The 17,674-nt window shown below is 72.1% G+C and carries 17 protein-coding genes and 2 pseudogenes; 9 read left to right on the top strand and 10 right to left on the bottom strand.

The features are described 5' to 3' along the window. Positions 1–201: 201 nt before the first annotated feature. Positions 202–1,347 carry an XRE family transcriptional regulator gene (locus A6A25_RS13230; protein WP_073888993.1) on the bottom strand — a complete coding sequence of 382 codons (1,146 nt, stop codon included), beginning with the start codon at positions 1,345–1,347 and terminating at the stop codon, positions 202–204. 81 nt (positions 1,348–1,428) lie between these two features. Next, positions 1,429–2,901 (bottom strand): hypothetical protein, encoded by a 1,473-nt coding sequence (locus tag A6A25_RS13225; RefSeq protein WP_198932685.1) that lies wholly within the window; start codon positions 2,899–2,901, stop codon positions 1,429–1,431. A 114-nt stretch (positions 2,902–3,015) separates the two neighbouring features. On the opposite strand from A6A25_RS13225, the gene A6A25_RS13220 reads away from it, so the two are divergent. Both A6A25_RS13220 and A6A25_RS13215 read left to right on the top strand, forming a co-directional pair. Beyond that, entirely contained in the window at positions 3,016–3,960 is a 945-nt protein-coding gene (locus tag A6A25_RS13220) for a mycofactocin-coupled SDR family oxidoreductase (protein WP_158073727.1), read from the top strand. 28 nt (positions 3,961–3,988) lie between these two features. Next, complete coding sequence (locus A6A25_RS13215; RefSeq protein ID WP_073888992.1) at positions 3,989–4,516, top strand: nuclear transport factor 2 family protein; 528 nt, start codon at positions 3,989–3,991, stop codon at positions 4,514–4,516. 24 nt (positions 4,517–4,540) lie between these two features. Here A6A25_RS13215 and hisS read toward each other — a convergent pair whose 3' ends face one another. Beyond that, positions 4,541–5,824 (bottom strand): histidine--tRNA ligase, encoded by a 1,284-nt coding sequence (hisS, locus tag A6A25_RS13210; RefSeq protein WP_073888991.1) that lies wholly within the window; start codon positions 5,822–5,824, stop codon positions 4,541–4,543. Positions 5,825–5,981: 157 nt separating this feature from the next. Here hisS and A6A25_RS42930 point away from each other — a divergent pair, with 157 nt between their 5' ends. From A6A25_RS42930 to A6A25_RS46795, 4 genes and pseudogenes are all read left to right on the top strand, one after another. After that, entirely contained in the window at positions 5,982–7,166 is a 1,185-nt protein-coding gene (locus tag A6A25_RS42930) for a glycoside hydrolase family 78 protein (protein WP_073888990.1), read from the top strand. After that, a pseudogene (locus A6A25_RS46805) lies at positions 7,105–7,371 on the top strand (family 78 glycoside hydrolase catalytic domain); the annotation flags it as partial. The gene A6A25_RS42930 and the pseudogene A6A25_RS46805, both read left to right, overlap by 62 nt. Next, positions 7,334–8,044 (top strand): annotated as a pseudogene (locus tag A6A25_RS46800) (alpha-L-rhamnosidase-related protein); the annotation flags it as partial. The pseudogenes A6A25_RS46805 and A6A25_RS46800, both read left to right, overlap by 38 nt. After that, the gene (locus tag A6A25_RS46795) at positions 8,033–8,332 is read left to right on the top strand and encodes an alpha-L-rhamnosidase C-terminal domain-containing protein (RefSeq protein WP_443217053.1); all 300 of its coding nucleotides are present in this window, start codon (positions 8,033–8,035) and stop codon (positions 8,330–8,332) included. The pseudogene A6A25_RS46800 and the gene A6A25_RS46795, both read left to right, overlap by 12 nt. 50 nt (positions 8,333–8,382) lie before the next feature. Here A6A25_RS46795 and A6A25_RS13195 read toward each other — a convergent pair whose 3' ends face one another. Continuing rightward, a complete protein-coding gene (locus A6A25_RS13195) occupies positions 8,383–9,837 on the bottom strand; it encodes a serine hydrolase (protein WP_073888988.1) in 1,455 nt (484 codons plus the stop codon). A 101-nt stretch (positions 9,838–9,938) separates the two neighbouring features. Here A6A25_RS13195 and A6A25_RS13190 point away from each other — a divergent pair, with 101 nt between their 5' ends. Both A6A25_RS13190 and A6A25_RS13185 read left to right on the top strand, forming a co-directional pair. Further along, entirely contained in the window at positions 9,939–10,472 is a 534-nt protein-coding gene (locus A6A25_RS13190) for a PadR family transcriptional regulator (protein ID WP_073889937.1), read from the top strand. Next, entirely contained in the window at positions 10,450–11,064 is a 615-nt protein-coding gene (locus tag A6A25_RS13185; RefSeq protein WP_073888987.1) for a GyrI-like domain-containing protein, read from the top strand. Before A6A25_RS13190 ends, A6A25_RS13185 begins: the two co-directional genes overlap by 23 nt. On the opposite strand, the gene A6A25_RS13180 is transcribed toward A6A25_RS13185, so the two are convergent. The 4 genes from A6A25_RS13180 to A6A25_RS13165 all read right to left on the bottom strand — a co-directional run bounded on the left by A6A25_RS13180 (position 11,061) and on the right by A6A25_RS13165 (position 15,140). Then, positions 11,061–12,596: a sulfatase-like hydrolase/transferase gene (locus tag A6A25_RS13180; protein ID WP_073888986.1), complete on the bottom strand. Its 1,536-nt coding sequence runs from the start codon at positions 12,594–12,596 to the stop codon at positions 11,061–11,063. The genes A6A25_RS13185 and A6A25_RS13180 overlap by 4 nt on opposite strands. Then, entirely contained in the window at positions 12,593–13,255 is a 663-nt protein-coding gene (locus tag A6A25_RS13175) for a DUF2306 domain-containing protein (RefSeq protein WP_073888985.1), read from the bottom strand. Before A6A25_RS13175 ends, A6A25_RS13180 begins: the two co-directional genes overlap by 4 nt. A gap of 110 nt (positions 13,256–13,365) precedes the next feature. Then, positions 13,366–14,019 carry a response regulator gene (locus tag A6A25_RS13170; RefSeq protein WP_073888984.1) on the bottom strand — a complete coding sequence of 218 codons (654 nt, stop codon included), beginning with the start codon at positions 14,017–14,019 and terminating at the stop codon, positions 13,366–13,368. Further along, entirely contained in the window at positions 14,016–15,140 is a 1,125-nt protein-coding gene (locus tag A6A25_RS13165) for a sensor histidine kinase (RefSeq protein WP_073888983.1), read from the bottom strand. The genes A6A25_RS13170 and A6A25_RS13165 overlap by 4 nt, the downstream gene beginning before the upstream one ends. Positions 15,141–15,227: 87 nt before the next feature. Between A6A25_RS13165 and A6A25_RS13160 the strand changes: the two genes are divergently transcribed. Beyond that, entirely contained in the window at positions 15,228–15,899 is a 672-nt protein-coding gene (locus A6A25_RS13160) for a RibD family protein (RefSeq protein ID WP_073888982.1), read from the top strand. On the opposite strand, the gene A6A25_RS13155 is transcribed toward A6A25_RS13160, so the two are convergent. Together A6A25_RS13155 and A6A25_RS13150 are read right to left on the bottom strand one after the other, a co-directional pair. Then, on the bottom strand, positions 15,881–16,282 hold the full coding sequence (locus A6A25_RS13155; protein ID WP_073888981.1) for a DoxX family protein: 402 nt from the start codon (positions 16,280–16,282) through the stop codon (positions 15,881–15,883). The two genes, A6A25_RS13160 and A6A25_RS13155, sit on opposite strands and share 19 nt — an antisense overlap. Before the next feature lie 615 nt (positions 16,283–16,897). Next, the gene (locus A6A25_RS13150) at positions 16,898–17,668 is read right to left on the bottom strand and encodes a CDP-alcohol phosphatidyltransferase family protein (RefSeq protein ID WP_073888980.1); all 771 of its coding nucleotides are present in this window, start codon (positions 17,666–17,668) and stop codon (positions 16,898–16,900) included. Positions 17,669–17,674 lie beyond the last annotated feature (6 nt).

The following is a 17,674-nucleotide window of genomic DNA, read 5'->3' as shown; positions in this document are numbered from 1 at the left end:
GAGGCATCCAAACGCGCCCACAACGGACCCGCAACCAACCGCAGAAGGCCCGATTTTACATGGGGTTCGGGTGCTTTAGGCTGGTCGAAGCCGGGCAGGCTTGGCGGGCGCTTTATCCGCCAGGCCTGCCCGGCTTCGGCCTGCCTGGAGTACCCGTAAGGGGCCCCATGTCAAATCGAGCCGGACCGGAACACCGACCCCTCACCCGAACACGAACGACTGACTCGCCTGACCGTCACACGGATTCTGGATGAGCTGGACCCCCGACCCCGTACGACCCCCGAGGATCCCGATGCACGACGCCGCCCCGGGAACCGACCGCAGCCGATAGCCGCCATTGGCCGGTTCGAGGGTGAACCGCTGCTCGGGCCGGTTCTCGTCGCAGTAGTCGCCGGCGAGGAGCAGTCCGTTCCCCGAACCGCCGTAGTCCACGGTCGCGCACCCCAGACCGTGTTCCACGTTGTGCAGCTTGATGCGGTAGGTGCCGTCGGCGAGGCGCTCCAACCCGGTGGGCGGCGTGGCCGCGGCGCAGTCGTACTGGCCGAGGACGATCCGGTCGGGGTTGGCCGGCTCCGGGCCTTCACCGACGCACAGACCGGAGTGCGCGAGCCGGATCCGCTGGACACCGTCCTTCGGCCCCTGCGCCGGGGGTGGCTGGGGCGCGACGACCTTCGTGGTCGTCGTCGTGACGGGTGGGGCCTGCGGGGGAGGCTGTGGTGCGCTGGTGGTCGTCGGCGGCTGCTGGGACGACGGTTCGGTGGACGTCGGCGCGAGTGCCGGTTCGGCCGTCGTCGTGGTCGCGCTGGTAGGGGCGGCGTTGTTCTGCGCCGGCGCCTGGTTCCCGTCCGCGAGCACGACCGCGAACACCACCATCGCCACCACCGCCAGCACACCGGCCACCACGGTCAACCGCCGCCGGGTGAACGTGGCGGACCCCGCCGACGCTGGATCATGGGCCGGAGCGGGATCACGAGCGGTTTCGGAATCGGGAGCAGGAGCGGGATCAGGAGCGGGATCGAGAGCGGGATCGGCGACGCGCTCCACGCCCGTAGCCCCGTCGACCGGATTCACCGTGGCGACCGCGAGAGCCGTGCGCAAATCCGTCCACGCCTGAACCACCTGATCGTCACCACCGCACGCCCGGATGTACGCGCTCAGCAGTTGTTGCCTCGGCAAGGTGTTGCGCGACAGCGCCGTGCTCAGCGTCGACGCCGGCAGGACATCCCCCGCCCGCTCCGCACGACGCTCCAACTGCCGGTAGCTCAACCCCGTCCGCACCCGCAGTTCGCGCAGGGCCGCGGTGAACTCGGCGGCGTCCCGGACTTCCGGCGGTGCCAAGCCTTCCACTGCGATTCCTCCCCCAAGGCCGGCCGACAGCATGGCACACCGGCTCAGGCCAAGTGCTCAGCCATGTGCTCAGCCAGGTGCTCAGCCAGGTGCTCGGGCCAAGTGCTTGCGCAGTAGATACCCGGTTTGTTCATCCAGCTCAACCGCGGCCCGCTCGAGCAACGCCCGCAGCACCGGCGCCTCCGCCGCCCTCACCTCCAACGGCTCGACGGTCCGACGCCGCCACGGCACCGATTCCAGGGACCGTGCCATCCGCGCGGCATCCGCACGACCGCGCCGAGCCAACCGCTCGTCCGCGCGAACCACCACCGTCAACGCCGCGCGCAGCTCAGCCACCGGCCCGAACCGCCGCGCCAACCGATACCCGGCCAGCCGCACGGCGGGCCGCTCGTCGGCCAGCAACTCCCACGGCAACTCCTCCGGCACCGACCGCACCGCCACGGTCGCCTCACGCACCACCGCCGACGACGGGTCGCGCAGCATCGGCCGCACCCGGTCGTCGGGCACCTGGTCCAACAACCGCAACGCCCGGACCGCCCTTGCCCTGATGGTGGCCGACGGGTGCGCCAACAGCTCCACCAGGTGCCGCCCGTCGCCACCCACCTCGGCGAACCCGTCGATCGCGCCCGCCGTCACGCGCGACCGGTAGTAGGCGGGCACGTCCACGCCCTCCCGTGACGCCGCCACCCGCGCCAACGCGCGCACCAGGGACGACGTGTCGTCCAAGTACGCCACCACTTCCGCGTCACGCCCCGACCGCACCAACCCGGTCAACGCCTGCACCCGCACCTCGGCGTGCGGTGACGCGGCCAATCGCCGCAGCACCTCCACCCGCCCGGTCCACACGCAGTCCCGTGCCGCCGCCTCCGCCGCCGACGACCGCAGCCGCACGTCGGGAGCCGTCAACGCGACCGACACCTTCCGGTCCATCCGCCACGTCCCCGCTCCGAACGCGAACGCGCGCACCTCCCGGTCCGGCGACTCCAGCAACGACTCCAACGGCGCCCGCGCGTCCACCGCCGTGGCGAGGAGTTGCTTGCGCACGAACGACCCCCGCAACCACCGCTCGACCCGCAGACCGACTCCCAACGCGGCCGGCAGGTTCCGCGCGGGATCGTCGTGCAGCACCTCGGCCAGCCCCGCACCGGCCACGGCACGCACTTCGCGCACCCAGTCGCCGGTCCGCAGCACCAGGAACGGCACCAGCTCGGGCAGCGGTCGGGCGATGATGTCCCGGACGGCCCGTTCCCGAATCCGCCCGTCGCCGTGCGTGCTCGCCAGCGCGATGCCCAACGGCGACGCGATCCCCTTGCCGATCCGGGAAACGCTCTTCGACACCTCAGGCCGCGCGGTCCACCTCCACCACCGCACCCGCCGCGCCACGGCGTCCAGCCGGATCAGCTCACGTGGCCGACGGGCCAGCGTCGCCAACGCCGCCAAGCCTGCCGCCTCGTCACCCGACGCCTCGATCGCGGCGAGCGACAAGAACACCGGGTCGACCTCGTCCCAACCCACGCGGTGCGGCTGGTCGAGCAGCCGTTCCAGTTCTTCCACCCCCGCATCGTGACGCACCCCGCCCTTTCCGGCCGCCCGATTTTCGGGTCATAACCAGACGGCATGGGCACAGGTCTTGGACACCCCACCCGTCCGCTGCCCACGATCGGAACCATGGACGACGGTCAGAGCGTGCGCAGGCGGACGTTGTTGGCAGGCGCCGGAACGGCGGGTCTGGTCGCCGCGAGCATCGGCACGGCCCAAGCGCAACCCGAACACGAACAGCCGGACCCAGGTGAACTGCGGGGTCAGGTCGCGCTGGTCACCGGCGCGGCGCGGGGCATCGGCAGGGCAACGTGCCTGGCGCTGGCCAAGGCGGGCGCGGACGTGGTGGCGCTGGACATCGCGTCACCGCGCGCGATCGCGCTCGACTACCCGCTGGGCAGCGAGGACGAGCTGAACGAGACGGTGCGCGCGGTGCGTTCGGCCGGTCGGCGCGCGGTGGCGGTGAAGGCGGACGTGCGAGACGCCGCACGGCTGCAGGACGTCACACGGCAGGCGGTCCGCGAGTTCGGCCGGCTCGACATCGTGGTCGCCAACGCGGGCATCACCACGTACGCGCCGCTGGACGCCCTGTCACCGCGCCGGTTCGCCGACGTCATCGACGTCAACCTGGTCGGCGTGGCGAACACCATGCGTGCCGCCATCCCGCACCTCGTCGCGCGCGGGAGCGGTTCGATCATCGTGGTGTCGTCCAGCGAGGGCAGGCATGGCGCACCGCGACTGGCCCACTACCAGGCGGCGAAGTGGGGCGTGATCGGCCTGGTCAAGGCCGTGGCGACGGAGGTGGGGCCGGCGGGCGTGCGGGTCAGCGGCGTCGCGCCGACCGGTGTGCGGACCCCGATGGTGCTCAACGAGGCCACCTACCGGTGGGCGGGCGGCACCACGGTCGAAGACCTGGAGCAGGCCCTGCGCGCCTACCACACGCAGCCGGTCGGGCTGATCGAGCCGGAGGACGTGGCCGACTCGATCGCGTTCCTCGCCTCGCCGCGCGCCCGGTACGTCTCCGGCACCGTGCTCGACGTGACGGCGGGCGCGAGCACCAAGTGGAGCAGTTGATCCCCCTCGATCGGCATCTGGAGTGCACATGACCGAACACCTGTCCCGGGCCGACGTGCTGCGCGGCCTGGGTGCGACGGCGGTGGGCGTGGCGGCGGGCTCGCTGCTCGGCACCGGCACCGCGTCCGCCGCTGCCGACCACCCGAACGTGATGCTCATCAAGGACTACTACGCGGCTTACGGCTCGGGTGACGTGGCCGCCCTGCGCCGGTTCTTCGCCGCCGACATCCGGTGGACGATCCCCGGCCACCACCCGTTGTCCGGCACGAAGGTCGGGGTCGAGGAGGTGCTGGCGTTCTTCGCCGAACTCGCCAAGGCGGGCTTCCGCGCGGAGCCGATCTTCCTGGCCGCGGACGGCGACTGGGTGGTCGACCTGCACCACGGCTGGAGCACCCGGCCGGCGGGCCTGGACATCACGTGGGCGCTCGCGTTCCGGATCCGCGCGCGGCGGATCGTGGAGGCGGTCAACTTCGCCGCCGACCAGCACGCGGCCGACCGGTTCTTCTGGCAGGCCTACCCGTTGGCCCCCATCCCGAACCGGCTGGCCGCGCGCTGACCCCGGCGTCCGGTCGCGCGGGCGTCAGTCCCGCTCGCGCGACCAGGTCGCCGGGTCGGCCGCGGTCTGCTCGCCGGTGGCCAGGTCCTTCACCTCGTGCGGCCGACCGTCCTCGAACGGCGGGAACCACACGAACGGCACGCCCTTGCGCGAGGCGTACCGGACCTGCTTGGCGACCTTGTCCTCCTGGTGGTACAGCTCGACGTTGTATCCCCTGTCCCGCAACGCCTTCGCCGTCCCGGTCGCCGCCCGCCGCCGGTCCTTCGGCAGCACGACCAGCACGTCGGCGGGCGTGCTCGGGCCGGTGTCGAGCAGCCCGGCGGACAGCATCTTGGCGAAGATCCGGGAGAATCCGATCGACATGCCCACGCCGGGCAGCCTGCGCCGGATGAACGACCCGGCCAGGTCGTCGTACCGACCGCCGGAGCAGATCGCGCCGTACTCCGGCCAGTCCACGAACTTCCCCTCGTAGACGGTGCCGGTGCAGTAGTCCAGGCCGCGCGCGATGGAGAAGTCGACGACGACCTCGGGCAGGTCGGACAGCTCCCGCAGCACGAAGTCCAGCTCCGCCAGGCCCTCGTCCAGCAGGGCCGACCGCACGCCCAGCCGCCGCACCGCCTCGACGTCCCGCAACCGCGCCAGCTCCAGCACGGCGTCGACCTGCCCGGGTCGCAGCCGGTCGGCCAGCAGGCCCGCGACACCGTCCGCGCCGATCTTGTCGATCTTGTCCACGGCGCGGATGACGTCGACCGGGTCGGCGATGCCCAAGCCTTCGTAGAAGCCCTGCAACACCTTGCGGTTGTTCACGTTGATGGTCCACGCGGGCAGGTCCAGCGAGGTCAGCACCTCGTGCACGATGCGCGGCAGCTCGGCGTCGAAGTGCAGCGGCACGTCGTCCACGTTGATCACGTCGAGGTCGCACTGGGTGAACTCGCGGAACCGCCCGTCCTGCGGCCGTTCGCCGCGCCACACCCGCTGGACCTGGTACCGCTTGAACGGGAACACCAGCTCGTTGAAGTGCTGCGCCGCGTACCGCGCGAGCGGCACGGTCAGGTCGAAGTGCAGCCCGAGCTGCCCTTCCTCCGCGCCCTGCGCCCGCCCGAGCGCGTAGACCTCCTTCGAGGTCTCCCCCTTGGCCACCAGCACTTCCATGCGCTCGACCGCGGGCGTCTCGACGGAGCAGAACCCGTACCGCTCGAACGCCGCGCGGATCCGGTCCAGCCACCGCAGCTCGACCAGGCGCACATGCGGCAGCCACTCGGGGAAGCCGCCGACGGGCACCGGTCTCACCAGGGGCTGATCGCTCATGACCGGAAGTGCACCGGATTCCGCCGCACCACGCCAACCGGTTTTCCGATCGGGTGTACGTCGGTCCGCGTACGCGGGAGTGCCGCTCCTGGGCCGACGCGGGTACCGGCGCGTGGCCGCCACGATGGGCCGACGTCCGAGGTCAGGGGGTCAGGTCATGGCAGAGGTGACGCGCCGGGTCGTGCTCGGCGGGATGGCGGGTGCGGCGGCGCTGACGGTCGCGCCGTTGCGGGGACAGGCGACCGAAGCGGCCGAGATGCGGGCCCGGCGGCTGACCGTGGAGCACGTGGTCGACCCGCTGGGCATCGACGTGGGCGCGCCGCGGTTCTCCTGGCGGTTGGCCGCGTCGGGGACGGGTCGGTCGCAGAGCGCCTACCGGATCCTGGTGGCGAGTCGACCGGAACGGCTGGGCACGCCGGACGTGTGGGACTCCGGAGAGGTCCGGTCCGGCGAGCAGACCGCGCGGGTCTACGCCGGGCCGCCGCTGCGCAGCCGCACCCGGTACCACTGGACGGTTCGGGTGTGGGACGAGGCCGGGCGGCCGGGGCACGGCGAGGTCGGGTGGTTCGAGACGGCGCTGCTCGCCGAGGACGACTGGTCCGCCGACTGGATCGGCACCGGAGCCGCGGTACCGCCCGCCTTGCGGGTGCTGCCGCCGCGCGAGTACGCCGCGGTACCGGTGGAGGCCGGGCACACGCTCGGCCAGACGTTCCGGTCGGACGGCCCGCTCACCGGTCTCACCGTGCTGCTGAAGGTGGCCGGCACCACCGGCTGCACCATGGCGCTGCACCGTGACGGTCCACTTGGGACGGTGGTCGCGACGAAGAGGCTCGACGGCCTCACCCCCGACCGCTACGGGCAGGCCCACGGTCGGCTGGACTTCCCGGAACCGCTCGGACCCGGCCCGTACTACGTGGAGCTGTCCGCCGCGAGCGGTGACGTGCGCTGGTACGGCCTGCCCTACGACGCCTACCCCCACGGCACGGCCCACGTGGACGGCCGGGCGGACACCGGTGACCGCTGGGTGTGCGGGATCCCGCCCGCACCGCCCGCCGAACCGCTGCTGCGCGACGAGTTCGACGTCCCGGCGCCGGTCGCGTCCGCCCGGCTCTACCTCGCGGGCCTGGGTCACGCCGTCGCCCTGGTCAACGGCACCAGGGTCGGCGACGGCGAGCTGTCCCCGTCGAGCACGGACTTCGACGTCCGCTCGCTCTACACCACGCACGACGTCACCGCGCTGCTCCGCCCTGGAGGGGCCCGGCGGCAGGCTGGAGGCGTACGTGGGCGCACCCGTGCGCGCGGGCGGCGTCGTCAAGCCCCAAGCGGTGACCCGGGTCGGTGACGCGTGGCTGTACGACTTCGGCGTGGTCCTGTCCGGCTGGACGTCGTTCACCGCGACCCTGCCCGCGGGCACCACGATCCGCCTGCTGCACAGCGAGAAGCTCGGCGCGAGCGGCCGGATCGAGGTGCAGACCCCCGGCGGCCTGGAGAACTCGATGGTCGACGGCCGGTTCCAGGTGGACGAGTACATCGCCTCCGGGGACCCGGACACCTGGCGACTGGCTCACCTACGGCGACCGGACCGTGCCGGAGAAGCACTACGAGCCCGTGCGGCACTACGTCGGCTGGCTGCTCGGCAAGCTGCGCGACGGCATCGCCGACGACCAGTTCGGCGACTGGTACCCGCCCCGGCCCGGCCCCACCCCGCGTCCGCCGGAGGGCAACACGCTCGTCGGCACGGCGTACGTCATCAGCACCCTGCGGGACGCCGTCGCGGTGGCCGAGGTGGTCGGCGACACCGCGCAGGCCACCGCCTGGACGACGCAGGCCGAGCAGCTCACGCGGCGGTTCAACGAGGTGTTCCTGCACGGTGACGCCTACCGCACCGACGTGCCCACCGGCTACCGCCAGACCAGCAACGCCGTGCCGCTCGCGTTCGGGCTGGTGCCCGCCGGCCGCACGGCCGCCGTCGCCGCCAGGCTGGCCGCCGAGGTCGAGGCCACGCGGCACCTGGACACGGGCGCGCTGGGCGTCGGCGCGCTCCCGTACGCCCTGTCCGACCACGGCCGGGCCGAGCTGGCGCACCTCGTGCTCGGGCAGCGCGACTACCCGTCCTACGGCTACCTGCGCGACCTGGGCGCGACGACGTTCTGGGAGTCGTGGGAGGCGGGTTCGCGCGGGCACAACGACCCGACGCTCAGCTCACCGGTGTCGTGGCTGGTGGAACGGGTGGTCGGGGTGGAGCCGCTGGCACCGGGGTGGGCACGGTTCCGGGTCGCGCCGACGCCCGTGCTGACGAGCGCGAGCGCCACGCTCGACACCGTGCGCGGCCGGGTCGGCGTGTCCTGGCGGCGTGACGGCGGCACGCTCGTGCTGGACGTGGAGGTGCCGGTGAACGCGGTGGCCGAGGTGGTCCGGCCGGACGGCACCCGAGACCTGGGATCCGGCCGGCACCGGCTGACCTGGCGACTGGGCCGGTACGTCACGGCGGACGCGCCGGCGCGATGACCCTGGTGGCCACTCGGCAGGCGTTGCGCCGAGTGGCCACCCACGGCCGACTAAGCCGGGCGGGCGACGATCCGCGGAACCGCCTGCAGCGCGGTCATGATGTCGTCCACGGCCGCGCCCAGCTTGGCGTACTTCTCGGTGTAGAGCACCGGGAAGACGCCGGGGCGGTTGGCGGGCCGGTAGGTGTCGACGTAGTCCGTGCCGAGGTTGCAGAACACGACCACGATGTAGTTGCGCCTGCCGTTGCCGGGCAGTGCCTTCACGATGCCCGCGTCACTGCCGGTCGTGTCGACCCAGCCGGTCTTGTGGCCGAACGTCACCTCGGCGACCGCGTCGCACGGCCGCACGTCGCTGTCGTACACGGCGTCGCCGACCTTCATGGTGCCGTCGGGCTGGACCCAGCGCGGCGGCGTCCGCTGCGCGATGCCCTGCACCGGGTAGGCGCGACCGCAGTGGTTCGTGGTGGACAGCATCTCGTTGTGACCCTGACCGGCCAGCGACTTCAGGAACTGGACCCGGGACGCCAGGCTCAGCTCGTCACGGGTGACCGCCTTGCCCGCGTCGGTCGTCCACAGCGTGCCCGTGGCGCCGTTGACCAGCAGGAGCAGCTTCGCGGTGTCGATGCTGCTCATGTTCGACCCGATCCACCGGCCGCCGTTCTCCGGGTTGGTGCCGGTGACCATCAGCGTCGGCATGCCCAGCTCGACGAACGTGCGGTTGATCTCGTCCCACGCGCCGAGGTCGTGGATCATCTTGATCAGCGCGCAGGTGGACTCGTTCTGCGACTTGGTGATCATCTCGTCGAAGTGCTGGCGGATCACCTTGCTGGACGCGGCACCGCACACCGGGTGCGGCGTCACCGGCACGTAGTCGTAGACCGCGTCGAGGTTCACCCGGCCCTGGTCGGCCAGCCGCAGCACGCCGAAGCCCACCATCAGCTTGAGCACCGACGCCGGGTAGGGCGAGGAGAAGTCGATGGGCGCGCCCTCCCGGCCGGCGAGCACGTCGCGGGTGCCCCGTCCGCCGTTGACGTCCCACTCGGTGTCGTCCCACCAGCGGTAGCGCACCTTGTCGGTGGACAGCTTGCGCTGGTCCAGCGGCACCACGACGCCGTTCGGGTACTGCGGGCTGAGCAGGACGTCGGCCATCGCGCTCGGCCGGCCGAAGCGGTCGAGCTCGATCACCGCGATGTCCAGGTTCGGCGTCTGGTGCAGCGGCCTGGCCGCGGCGGCGTCGAACCGGGCGGTGCCCGCCTCGGCGGCGGACAGCGGGTCGTACTTCTCCGGCGCACCGGCCTTGGACGCCGCGACCAGCTCCGGCGGGGTCAGGTCGAGCACGTCCCGGAAGTTCTGCGCCGCCACGGCCTGGCGCAGTTGCTCGGCCAGCAGGACGTTGACGTCCTGCGCGACCGCCCCCGCGGTCGTCGCCGTGGTCACCGAGCTGACCAGCACCGCGGTTGCCGTGAGGGCGGTGGCGGCGAGCAGCCTGCGTCGGAAGGATCTCATTGCGCTCCCCCATGAAGTGATCCGTTTGCGTCGCCGACCGTAGTGCATCGGACGCCGTCGTGCGGCACCTCGTATTCTAGCGCTAGAATAGCGCCGTGGACCTGACCCCCGCCGAACTCACGCTCCTCGGCCTGCTCGTGGAAGCACCACGTCACGGCTACGAGTTGGAGGAGGTCATCACGGCCCGCGGCCTGCGGGAGTGGACCGAGATCGGGTTCAGCTCGATCTACTACCTGCTCGGCAAGCTCCGCGACCGCGGCCTCATCGCCGAGGCGGGGTCGGACGGGCCGGCGCGCGGCAAGGCCCGCAAGGTGTTCGCCCCGACCCCGGACGGTGTCCGTGCCTGCGCCCGAGCCGCCGAGGAGGCCGTCGCCGCGCTCCGGCCGGTGTTCCCGCCGGTGCTCGTCGGCCTGGCGAACCAGCCGGTGATCCCGCCGGAGCGGCTGCGCGCCGCGCTGGCACGGCGGGCGGAGGCGTTGGCGGCCAAGGTCGCCGAGGTCCGGGCCGCCGCACGGCCGGACGCGCCGCCGTTCGTCCGCGCGATCTTCGACTACTCGCTCGGCCAACTCGAAGCCGAACAGCGGTGGCTCGCCGCGTACCGAGAGGAACTCGATGCCCTACGACGTGAAGCGTGAGCTGAAAGAGCTGTACGCGCCGAAGAACCGCGCGTGGGCGCTGGTGGAGGTGCCGACCCAGCGGTTCCTGGCGGTGGACGGCGCCGGTGACCCGAACACGTCACCGGACTACACGCGTGCCGTGGAGGCGTTGTACGCGGTGGCGTACACGCTGAAGTTCGCGAGCAAGCGCGCCGGCCGTGACTTCGTGGTCGGCCCGCTCGAAGGCCTGTGGTGGGCAGACGACCCGAGCGTGTTCACCGCGCGGGCCAAGGAGTCGTGGCACTGGCGGATGCTGATCAGCCTGCCGGACTGGGTGACCACCGACCAGGTGACCGACGCCGTCGCCACCGCGTCGGCGAAGAAGAAGCAGCCCACGATCGCCGACGTCCGCCACGAGACCCTGACCGAAGGCACCTGCGCGCAGGTGCTGCACATCGGCTCGTACGACGACGAAACCCCGCTGCTCGCCGAACTCCACGACGAGTACGTGCCGGGCAACGGCCTGACCCTGGCGGGCCTGCACCACGAGGTCTACCTCGGCGACCCGCGCCGGACCGAACCGGCGAAGCTGAAGACCGTGCTCCGCCAACCGGTTCGGCGGTTGGCTTAGCGGAACGCGGTCAGGAACTGGTCGCGGAAGGTGTTCATGGGGCGCACGGGTGCATGAGGGCCCGGTTCGAGGCCGTCGGTCCAGCCCCAGTCGGCGGTTCTGGCGTGAACGGCGGGGTCGCGGGACACGATGGTGATCGGCACGTCGCGGCCCGCGTCGGGACCGGTCACGAACGGCGCGGGCTGGTGGTCGCCGAGGAACACGAGCACCAAGTCGTCGTCGCCGTAGGTCTCCACGTAGGACACCAGGGTGTTGAGGGAGTACTCGACCGTCCGCGCGTAGTCGGCCCGCACCAGCGCCGGGTCGCGGCCGAACATGGCCTCCGCCGGTGCCTCGCCCGAGGTCATGGAGTGGTAGATCGAGCCGTCACCCAGGTTCGGCCAGCCGACGGTGGTCGGCGCGGGTGACCACGGGGCGTGGCTGGACAGCAGGGGGATGACCGCCATGACGGGCCCGTCGCCGCGTTCGAACTGCTCGAACCTGGCCAGGGTGAACTCGTCGGGCGTGGTCGCGTAGCCGAAGCGCGGGCCGCGGTAGCCGAGGTCGTCGAACGCGTAGATCCGGTCGTAGCCGAAGAACTCGCCTTCCGGCCACGCCTTCGTGATCCCCGGCATGACCCCGACCGAACGCCAGCCCGCACGGCGGAACGCGCTGCCGAGCGTCAACCGGTCACCGGTCAGCAGGGTGCGGTAGCGCTGTTGGTTGTCGATCCACAGGCCGGACAACAGGGTGGCCTGGGCCAGCCAACTGCCGCCGCCGGAGGTCGGGGAGGTCAGGAACGCGCTGCGCGCGGCGTAACCGGCACCGGCCAGGCGTTCGGTGCCCGCGTCGAGGACGGCGGTCACGCGTGGCGCGATGTCGGGGTGTTCCACGGCGGAACGGCCGTAGCTCTCCACGAAGGCCACGATGACGTCCTTGCCCCGCAACGCGGTCAGCAGCTCGCCGGTGGCGAACGGGTCGACGGCCGACTCCGCGGCGAACTCGGCGCGGTCGCGCAGGCTGTCCTGGACCCGGACGGCCTGGTCGTGGACGAACCTCGTGGTGTCGTGGGAGGCCAGCGTGGGTGCGGCGAAGGTGCAGGCGGTCAGGACGGCGACCGTGCGGGTGACGGCGAGGCGGTGACGGCCGACCGCGCGGGTCAGCCGTGCGGCGGAACGTGCCGTCAGGTGGACGATCGCGACCGCCAGCAGCACGGCGGCGATGACGGCCGCGACGGCGGCGAACCGGCCCGCCGTCGCGTCCACGTAGTCCACCGCGGGCACCAGCAGCGGCCAGTCGAGCACCAGGTCGAACGGCCGGTGCAGCACCGCGTCGAACCCCAGGTCCAGGGCCTTGACCACGAGCAGGACGCCGAGCACCGCGCCGCCCGCGATGGCCGCCCGGTGGCGCGCCCGTTCCGGCAGCACCAGCACCACTACGACCGCGAGCAGCGCCTCGACCGGCAGGCGCAGGAACGTCGCCGGGGTCAGCGAGTCGACGTCGCCGGGCATGAGCAGGGCGAGCAGGACGAGTGCCCAGGCTGCGACGGTCATGCGGTCCTCTCTGCTCGCTTTGCCCGGTACAACGTGCGCCGGCGGCGGCGCGGTTCAGCGATGACCCATTCTGCGACGGCGGCGTTGATCATCCAGCCGAGGCCGAGCAGGAGTGTCCTGGTCAAGCCGGTGGCCGGGCCGACGAGCACGATCCACGCGACGGTGACCAGCGCCTGGGTGCCCGCGCCTTGGGCGAGCGCGTAGCCGCGGATCATCCACGCGCGGTGGCGGGGCAGGTCGCGGCGGCGGATCGCCAGGAAGCCGAGGACCAGCGCCAGGGTGGTGACCGAGCCGGTGACCAGGCGGAACGCGGCCAGGAGGTCGCCGTCGCCTTCCGGGTAGGGGTAGAAGACGGTCATCCACAGGCCGGTGAGGGCCATGAGGAGGCCCGCGGGGATGAGGATCCGACCGAGGTAGCGGTGGGTGCGTGGCTTGCGCCTGCGGAACCCGGGCGAGAACTGGAAGGCGCCGCCGAGGCAGTACGCGACGGCGCCGAAGATGTGCAGCACGACCGGCACGGGTGCGGCGAAGAACCTCGCGTTCTCCGGGGTGACCTCGCCGCCGGCCAGGTCGGTGAGGCGCAGCGCGCCGCCCGCCATCGGGATGAGGGTGAGCGCGATCAGCGCGGCGGGTAGGAGCCAGCTGCGGGAGGAGGTCATGGTGGAGGCCCTTCTTCGCGTCCGGGTGCCGGTCCGAGTCTGCGGACCGGGGCGGCGCGGGACATCGGGAGAAGGGCCGGAGCCGGGCGGTACCGGCGGCCGGGTGCGGGCTAGTACTTCCGGCCGGTCTCGTAGGCCCACAGGGCGATCTCGACCCGGTTGCGGGCGCCCAGCTTCGTCATCAGGCTCGCGACGTGCGTCTTGACCGTGCTCAGGGTGATGTGCAGCTCGGCGGCGATCTCGCTGTTGGTCCGTCCCCGCGCCACGGTCGCCAGGACCTGCTCCTCGCGGTCCGTGAGCGGTTCGAGGGGTTGCGCGGGTGACGCCGCGGGTTCGCCGGCGGCGAAGGTCTTGAGGAGCCGGGCGGTGACACTCGGTGCGATCAGCGCGTCGCCCTCGGCGGCGGCGTGGACGGCCTGGGTGAGCAGCGCCGGTCCGGCGTCCTTGAGCAGGAAGCCGACGGCACCGGCGCGCAGCGCGGCGTAGACGTACTCGTCCAGGTCGAACGTGGTGATGACGACGACCGCGAGCGGGTCCGCCACGTCCGGCCCGGCCAGGAGCCGGGTGGCTTCGATGCCGTCCACACCGGGCATGCGGATGTCGAACAGGCACACGTCGGGGCGCAGGCGCCGGGCGAGTTCCACGGCCCGCCGCCCGTCGGCCGCCGCGCCGACCACCTCGATGCCGGGTTGGGCGTCGAGGATCATGGTGAGGCCGGTGCGCACGATTTCCTGGTCGTCGGCCACGACCACGCGGACGCTCACGCGGCCGATCCCGTCCGGGGCAGGGTGGCGGTCACGGTCCAGCCGCGGTCGCGGTCGGGACCCGCCGCGCAGGTGCCGCCGAGCAGGTCGACGCGCTCGAACATGCCGATCAGGCCGTAGCCGGGGGTGGTCTGCGCGGAGCCCTCGCCGTCGTCGCTCACGCGCAGGTGCACCGAGGTGTCGTCGGCGGCGACGCGGACCTCGATGCGGGTGGCGTGCCGGGCGTGCCGCTGCGCGTTGGTGACGGCTTCCTGGGCCAGGCGGTAGACCGCCGCGTCGATCGACGGGTGCACGCCGTCCAGGTCGCCGGTGATGCCCACCTCGACGGCCGGGCCGGAGCGGTGCGCCGCCGCGAGCTGTTCGAGGTCGGCGATGCGGGGGCTCGGTGCGAGGTCGACCGATTCGCCGCGCCGCAGGACGCGCACCATCGCGCGCATCTCGGTGAGCGCGCGGGTGGCCTCGGCTTCGATCAGGCGCAACGCGTCGGTCGCGGCGTCCGGCTGCGCCACGGCGAGACCGGCCTGGGCGCGGATCGCGATCGCGGACACGTGGTGGGCGACCGTGTCGTGCAGGTCCCGGGCCAGCCGTTCCCGTTCCAGCAGCTTGACCCGGTCGAGCTCACGGGTCCGCAACCGGGCCCGGTAGCGCATGGCGACACCGAGGGCCGTGGCCGCGAACAGCACGGTCAGCCCGCCGATCGCGTCGGCGAAGGAAAGGTCGCGCAGGACCATGGACAGGGTCGCGGCGCCGGTCACCAAGGCCAGGCCGAGGACGGCCTCACGCCCGGAACCCCACCTGACCACCGCGTACACCAGGATCAGGACGAACGCCGCCGTGTGGGGCTCGTCGCGGTCGTGGCCGATGGCCAGCGACACCAGGCCCGTGACGCCGAAGGCGATGACGAGCACGGGCAGCGGTCGGGTCCGGCGCCACAGCACCGCGGGCACCAGGCCGATCACCACCACCGCCCACAACCACCGCCACGGGAAGTCCGTCCGGAGGGCCGCTTCCAGCACGGCGAGCGACACGAGCACGCCGACGAGCACCCAGTCACGCCACACCCGCGGCGGCGGCTGGTGTGGCCGGGGTTCACCCCAGGCGGCGCGGAGGACTGGGAGCACCCGCTGATCGTACGAGCGCCGAGCCCGCGTCGGATCGGCTTAAAGTACGACGGACCCGGGTCTGGTGGGCGTCGGTACGGTGGCCTCGTGACCCGCCCGTACGTCCTGCTCAGCGTGGCCGTCAGCGTGGACGGCTACATCGACGACCGCAGCGCGCAACGGTTCCCGCTGTCCAACGCCGAGGACTTCGACCACGTCGACCAGGCGCGCGCGGAGTCCGCCGCGATCCTGGTCGGCGCCGCGACGATCCGCCGCGACAACCCGCGCCTGCTGGTCAACGACGCGCACCGCCGTGCCGCCCGGGTCGCACGGGGCCGCCCCGAGTACCCGGTGAAGGTGACCGTGACCGGCAGTGGCGACCTGGACCCGGCGCTCGCGTTCTGGCACCACGGCGGCGACAAGCTCGTCTACACCTCGTCGTCCGGGCATGGGCGTGCCGTCGCGGCAGTGGGCGACCTGGCGGACGTGGTGCCGCTCGGCCCGGCCGTCGACTTCGGCGCGCTGCTGGACGACCTCGGCGCACGCGGCGTGGACCGGCTCATGGTGGAGGGAGGCGGCACGATCCACACCGCGTTCCTGTCGGCTGGGCTGGCCGACGAGATCCGGATGGCGGTGGCGCCGATGCTGATCGGCCAGGCCGCCGCGCCCCGATTCCTCAACCCGGCCGAGTTCCCGGGCGGCCCGGCCCGCCGCTTCCACCTGGAGGACGTGACCAAGCTGGGCGACGTCGCCGTGCTGCGCTACTTCCCGAAGGCCTGAAGCAACGCCCGAATCGTGTCGCGGCGGAACCACGCCACGACGGCGGCGAGGACGAGCAGCAGTGCGGGCAAGACCGCGCCGTCCGAGTCACCCAGGATGACCAACTCCGTAGCGACCGCTCCCGACATCACGCCGACCAGGCCCAGCGCGGCGAGGCCGCACAGCCTCGGTATCAACAGGCCGAGCGCGCCGGCCAACTCCAACACCCCCGTCACGTACCGGAGCCACTGGCCGAAGCCGATCTTGTCGAACTTGCCGACGAAGTCGTCACCGAGCAGCGACACCCCGCTGTAGGCGAAGTACGCGGCCAGCAGCACCTGCAACGCCCAGAGGGCGATGTTGCCGACATTGCGGGCGAGGTTGGGTTGAGCTGCCTCAGACATGGCTGGTTCCTTGAGTGTTGGGGGTAAGAGCTTGAAAAGCTTGAAAAGCGTCCTCGCCGGACGGGCAGATCAGCAGGATGACATCCCCCGGTTCCGTCTCCGTCTTGTCCCGTTGGGAACCCCCTGTTGGGTCGTGGTCCCGGACTCCGTGTCATCCCACCGACCTCCCTCCGGGCTACCACACGTGTCAAGGGCGGCGCGCGGTCCCAGTGAAGTGACAGTCGAAGTTGGACGCGCCGCCCTTGACACGTGCGGTAGGGCAAAGCCAGGTCGGCGGGATGACACGAAGCCCTACCTTTGGAAGGGCAAACAGCGCCGCCAGTGGCACGAGCCGAGCGGCGCCGACGAGCGCGGGGACGAACGGGCCCGGGGCGTGTGCGGCGGCGTTGCTCCCGCTTTTCATTGGGAGGGGTTCGTGTCATCCCGCCGACCTGGCGCAGCCCTACCGCACGTGTCAAGGGGGCCTCGTGCAAGCGCTGCCTCATACTCCAACTTCGAGGCCCCCTTGACGCGTGTGGTAGCCCGGAGGGAGGTCGGTGGGATGACACGTACCCCGGCCCACGACGCAACAGGACATCCCCGACGGAACAAGACCGAGACGGGACGAACGGGAGGTCATCCTGCTGATCTGCCCATCCGGCGAGGACGCTTTTCAAGCTTTTCAAGGCTTTCAGGCGCATTGCGCCACAACCACACCACATCCCGGCCGAACGACCACACGAGCGCCGCCAACGCGAGTCCAACCAGGACAGACGGGTACGGCACCAGACCGGACGCGGCGACCACGAGCGCGATTCCCTGCACCGCAGCCACCACCTTGCGCGCATAACTCGGCGGCAGCGCGCCACGCAGCCGAACCAGTGACCAGGACGCCACCACGAACGCGTACCGCAGCGCCCCCATGACCACCACCCACGGCCCGACGCCCAACGCGACGTGCGCGCTCAGCACCAGGATCAGGAAGGCGTCGACCTCCATGTCGTACCGCGCGCCCATCGCCGACGCCGTGCCGGTGCGACGGGCCACCTGCCCGTCCACGAAGTCCAACGCCAACGCGACCGCCGCGAGCGCCACCAGCAGCACCGTCTCCCCACTGCCGTCGGCCACCAACGCCGTGACCGCGCCGACCAGCAGCCCCCTAGCCGACGTGACCCGGTCGGCGGGCCCCAGCACCCCGCGCCCCGACATCTGCGCCGACATCTGCGCCGACCGCTGCACCGCACCGCTGAGCAACGCCTGAGTGCCCACCGCGTACGCGATGCCCGCGAGCCACCCGGCGGTCCCCAACCCGACCGTGCCCTCCAGCACACCGAGCAGGATCACCTGGAGGCCGGCCCACGCGGACGGTTCGGTGGTGGTGGGCGCGCTGTGCTGAAGTGTGGTCATCGTGCC

Origin of the sequence: Saccharothrix sp. CB00851, from assembly GCF_001905065.1 — a bacterium.
Classification (GTDB): domain Bacteria; phylum Actinomycetota; class Actinomycetes; order Mycobacteriales; family Pseudonocardiaceae; genus Actinosynnema.
Note: the sequence above shows the minus strand (reverse complement) of the source record. Positions and strands in the feature narration are given on the sequence as shown.

Coding starts and splice junctions, on each gene's coding strand:
- A6A25_RS13220 (WP_158073727.1), top strand. CDS start 3,016: ATGGACGACGGTCAGAGCGTGCGCAGGCGGACGTTGTTGGCAGGCGCC.
- A6A25_RS13195 (WP_073888988.1), bottom strand. CDS start 9,837: ATGAGATCCTTCCGACGCAGGCTGCTCGCCGCCACCGCCCTCACGGCA.
- A6A25_RS13155 (WP_073888981.1), bottom strand. CDS start 16,282: ATGTCTGAGGCAGCTCAACCCAACCTCGCCCGCAATGTCGGCAACATC.
- A6A25_RS13175 (WP_073888985.1), bottom strand. CDS start 13,255: ATGACCTCCTCCCGCAGCTGGCTCCTACCCGCCGCGCTGATCGCGCTC.
- A6A25_RS13150 (WP_073888980.1), bottom strand. CDS start 17,668: ATGACCACACTTCAGCACAGCGCGCCCACCACCACCGAACCGTCCGCG.
- A6A25_RS13185 (WP_073888987.1), top strand. CDS start 10,450: ATGCCCTACGACGTGAAGCGTGAGCTGAAAGAGCTGTACGCGCCGAAG.
- A6A25_RS13180 (WP_073888986.1), bottom strand. CDS start 12,596: ATGACCGTCGCAGCCTGGGCACTCGTCCTGCTCGCCCTGCTCATGCCC.
- A6A25_RS13215 (WP_073888992.1), top strand. CDS start 3,989: ATGACCGAACACCTGTCCCGGGCCGACGTGCTGCGCGGCCTGGGTGCG.
- hisS (WP_073888991.1), bottom strand. CDS start 5,824: ATGAGCGATCAGCCCCTGGTGAGACCGGTGCCCGTCGGCGGCTTCCCC.
- A6A25_RS42930 (WP_073888990.1), top strand. CDS start 5,982: ATGGCAGAGGTGACGCGCCGGGTCGTGCTCGGCGGGATGGCGGGTGCG.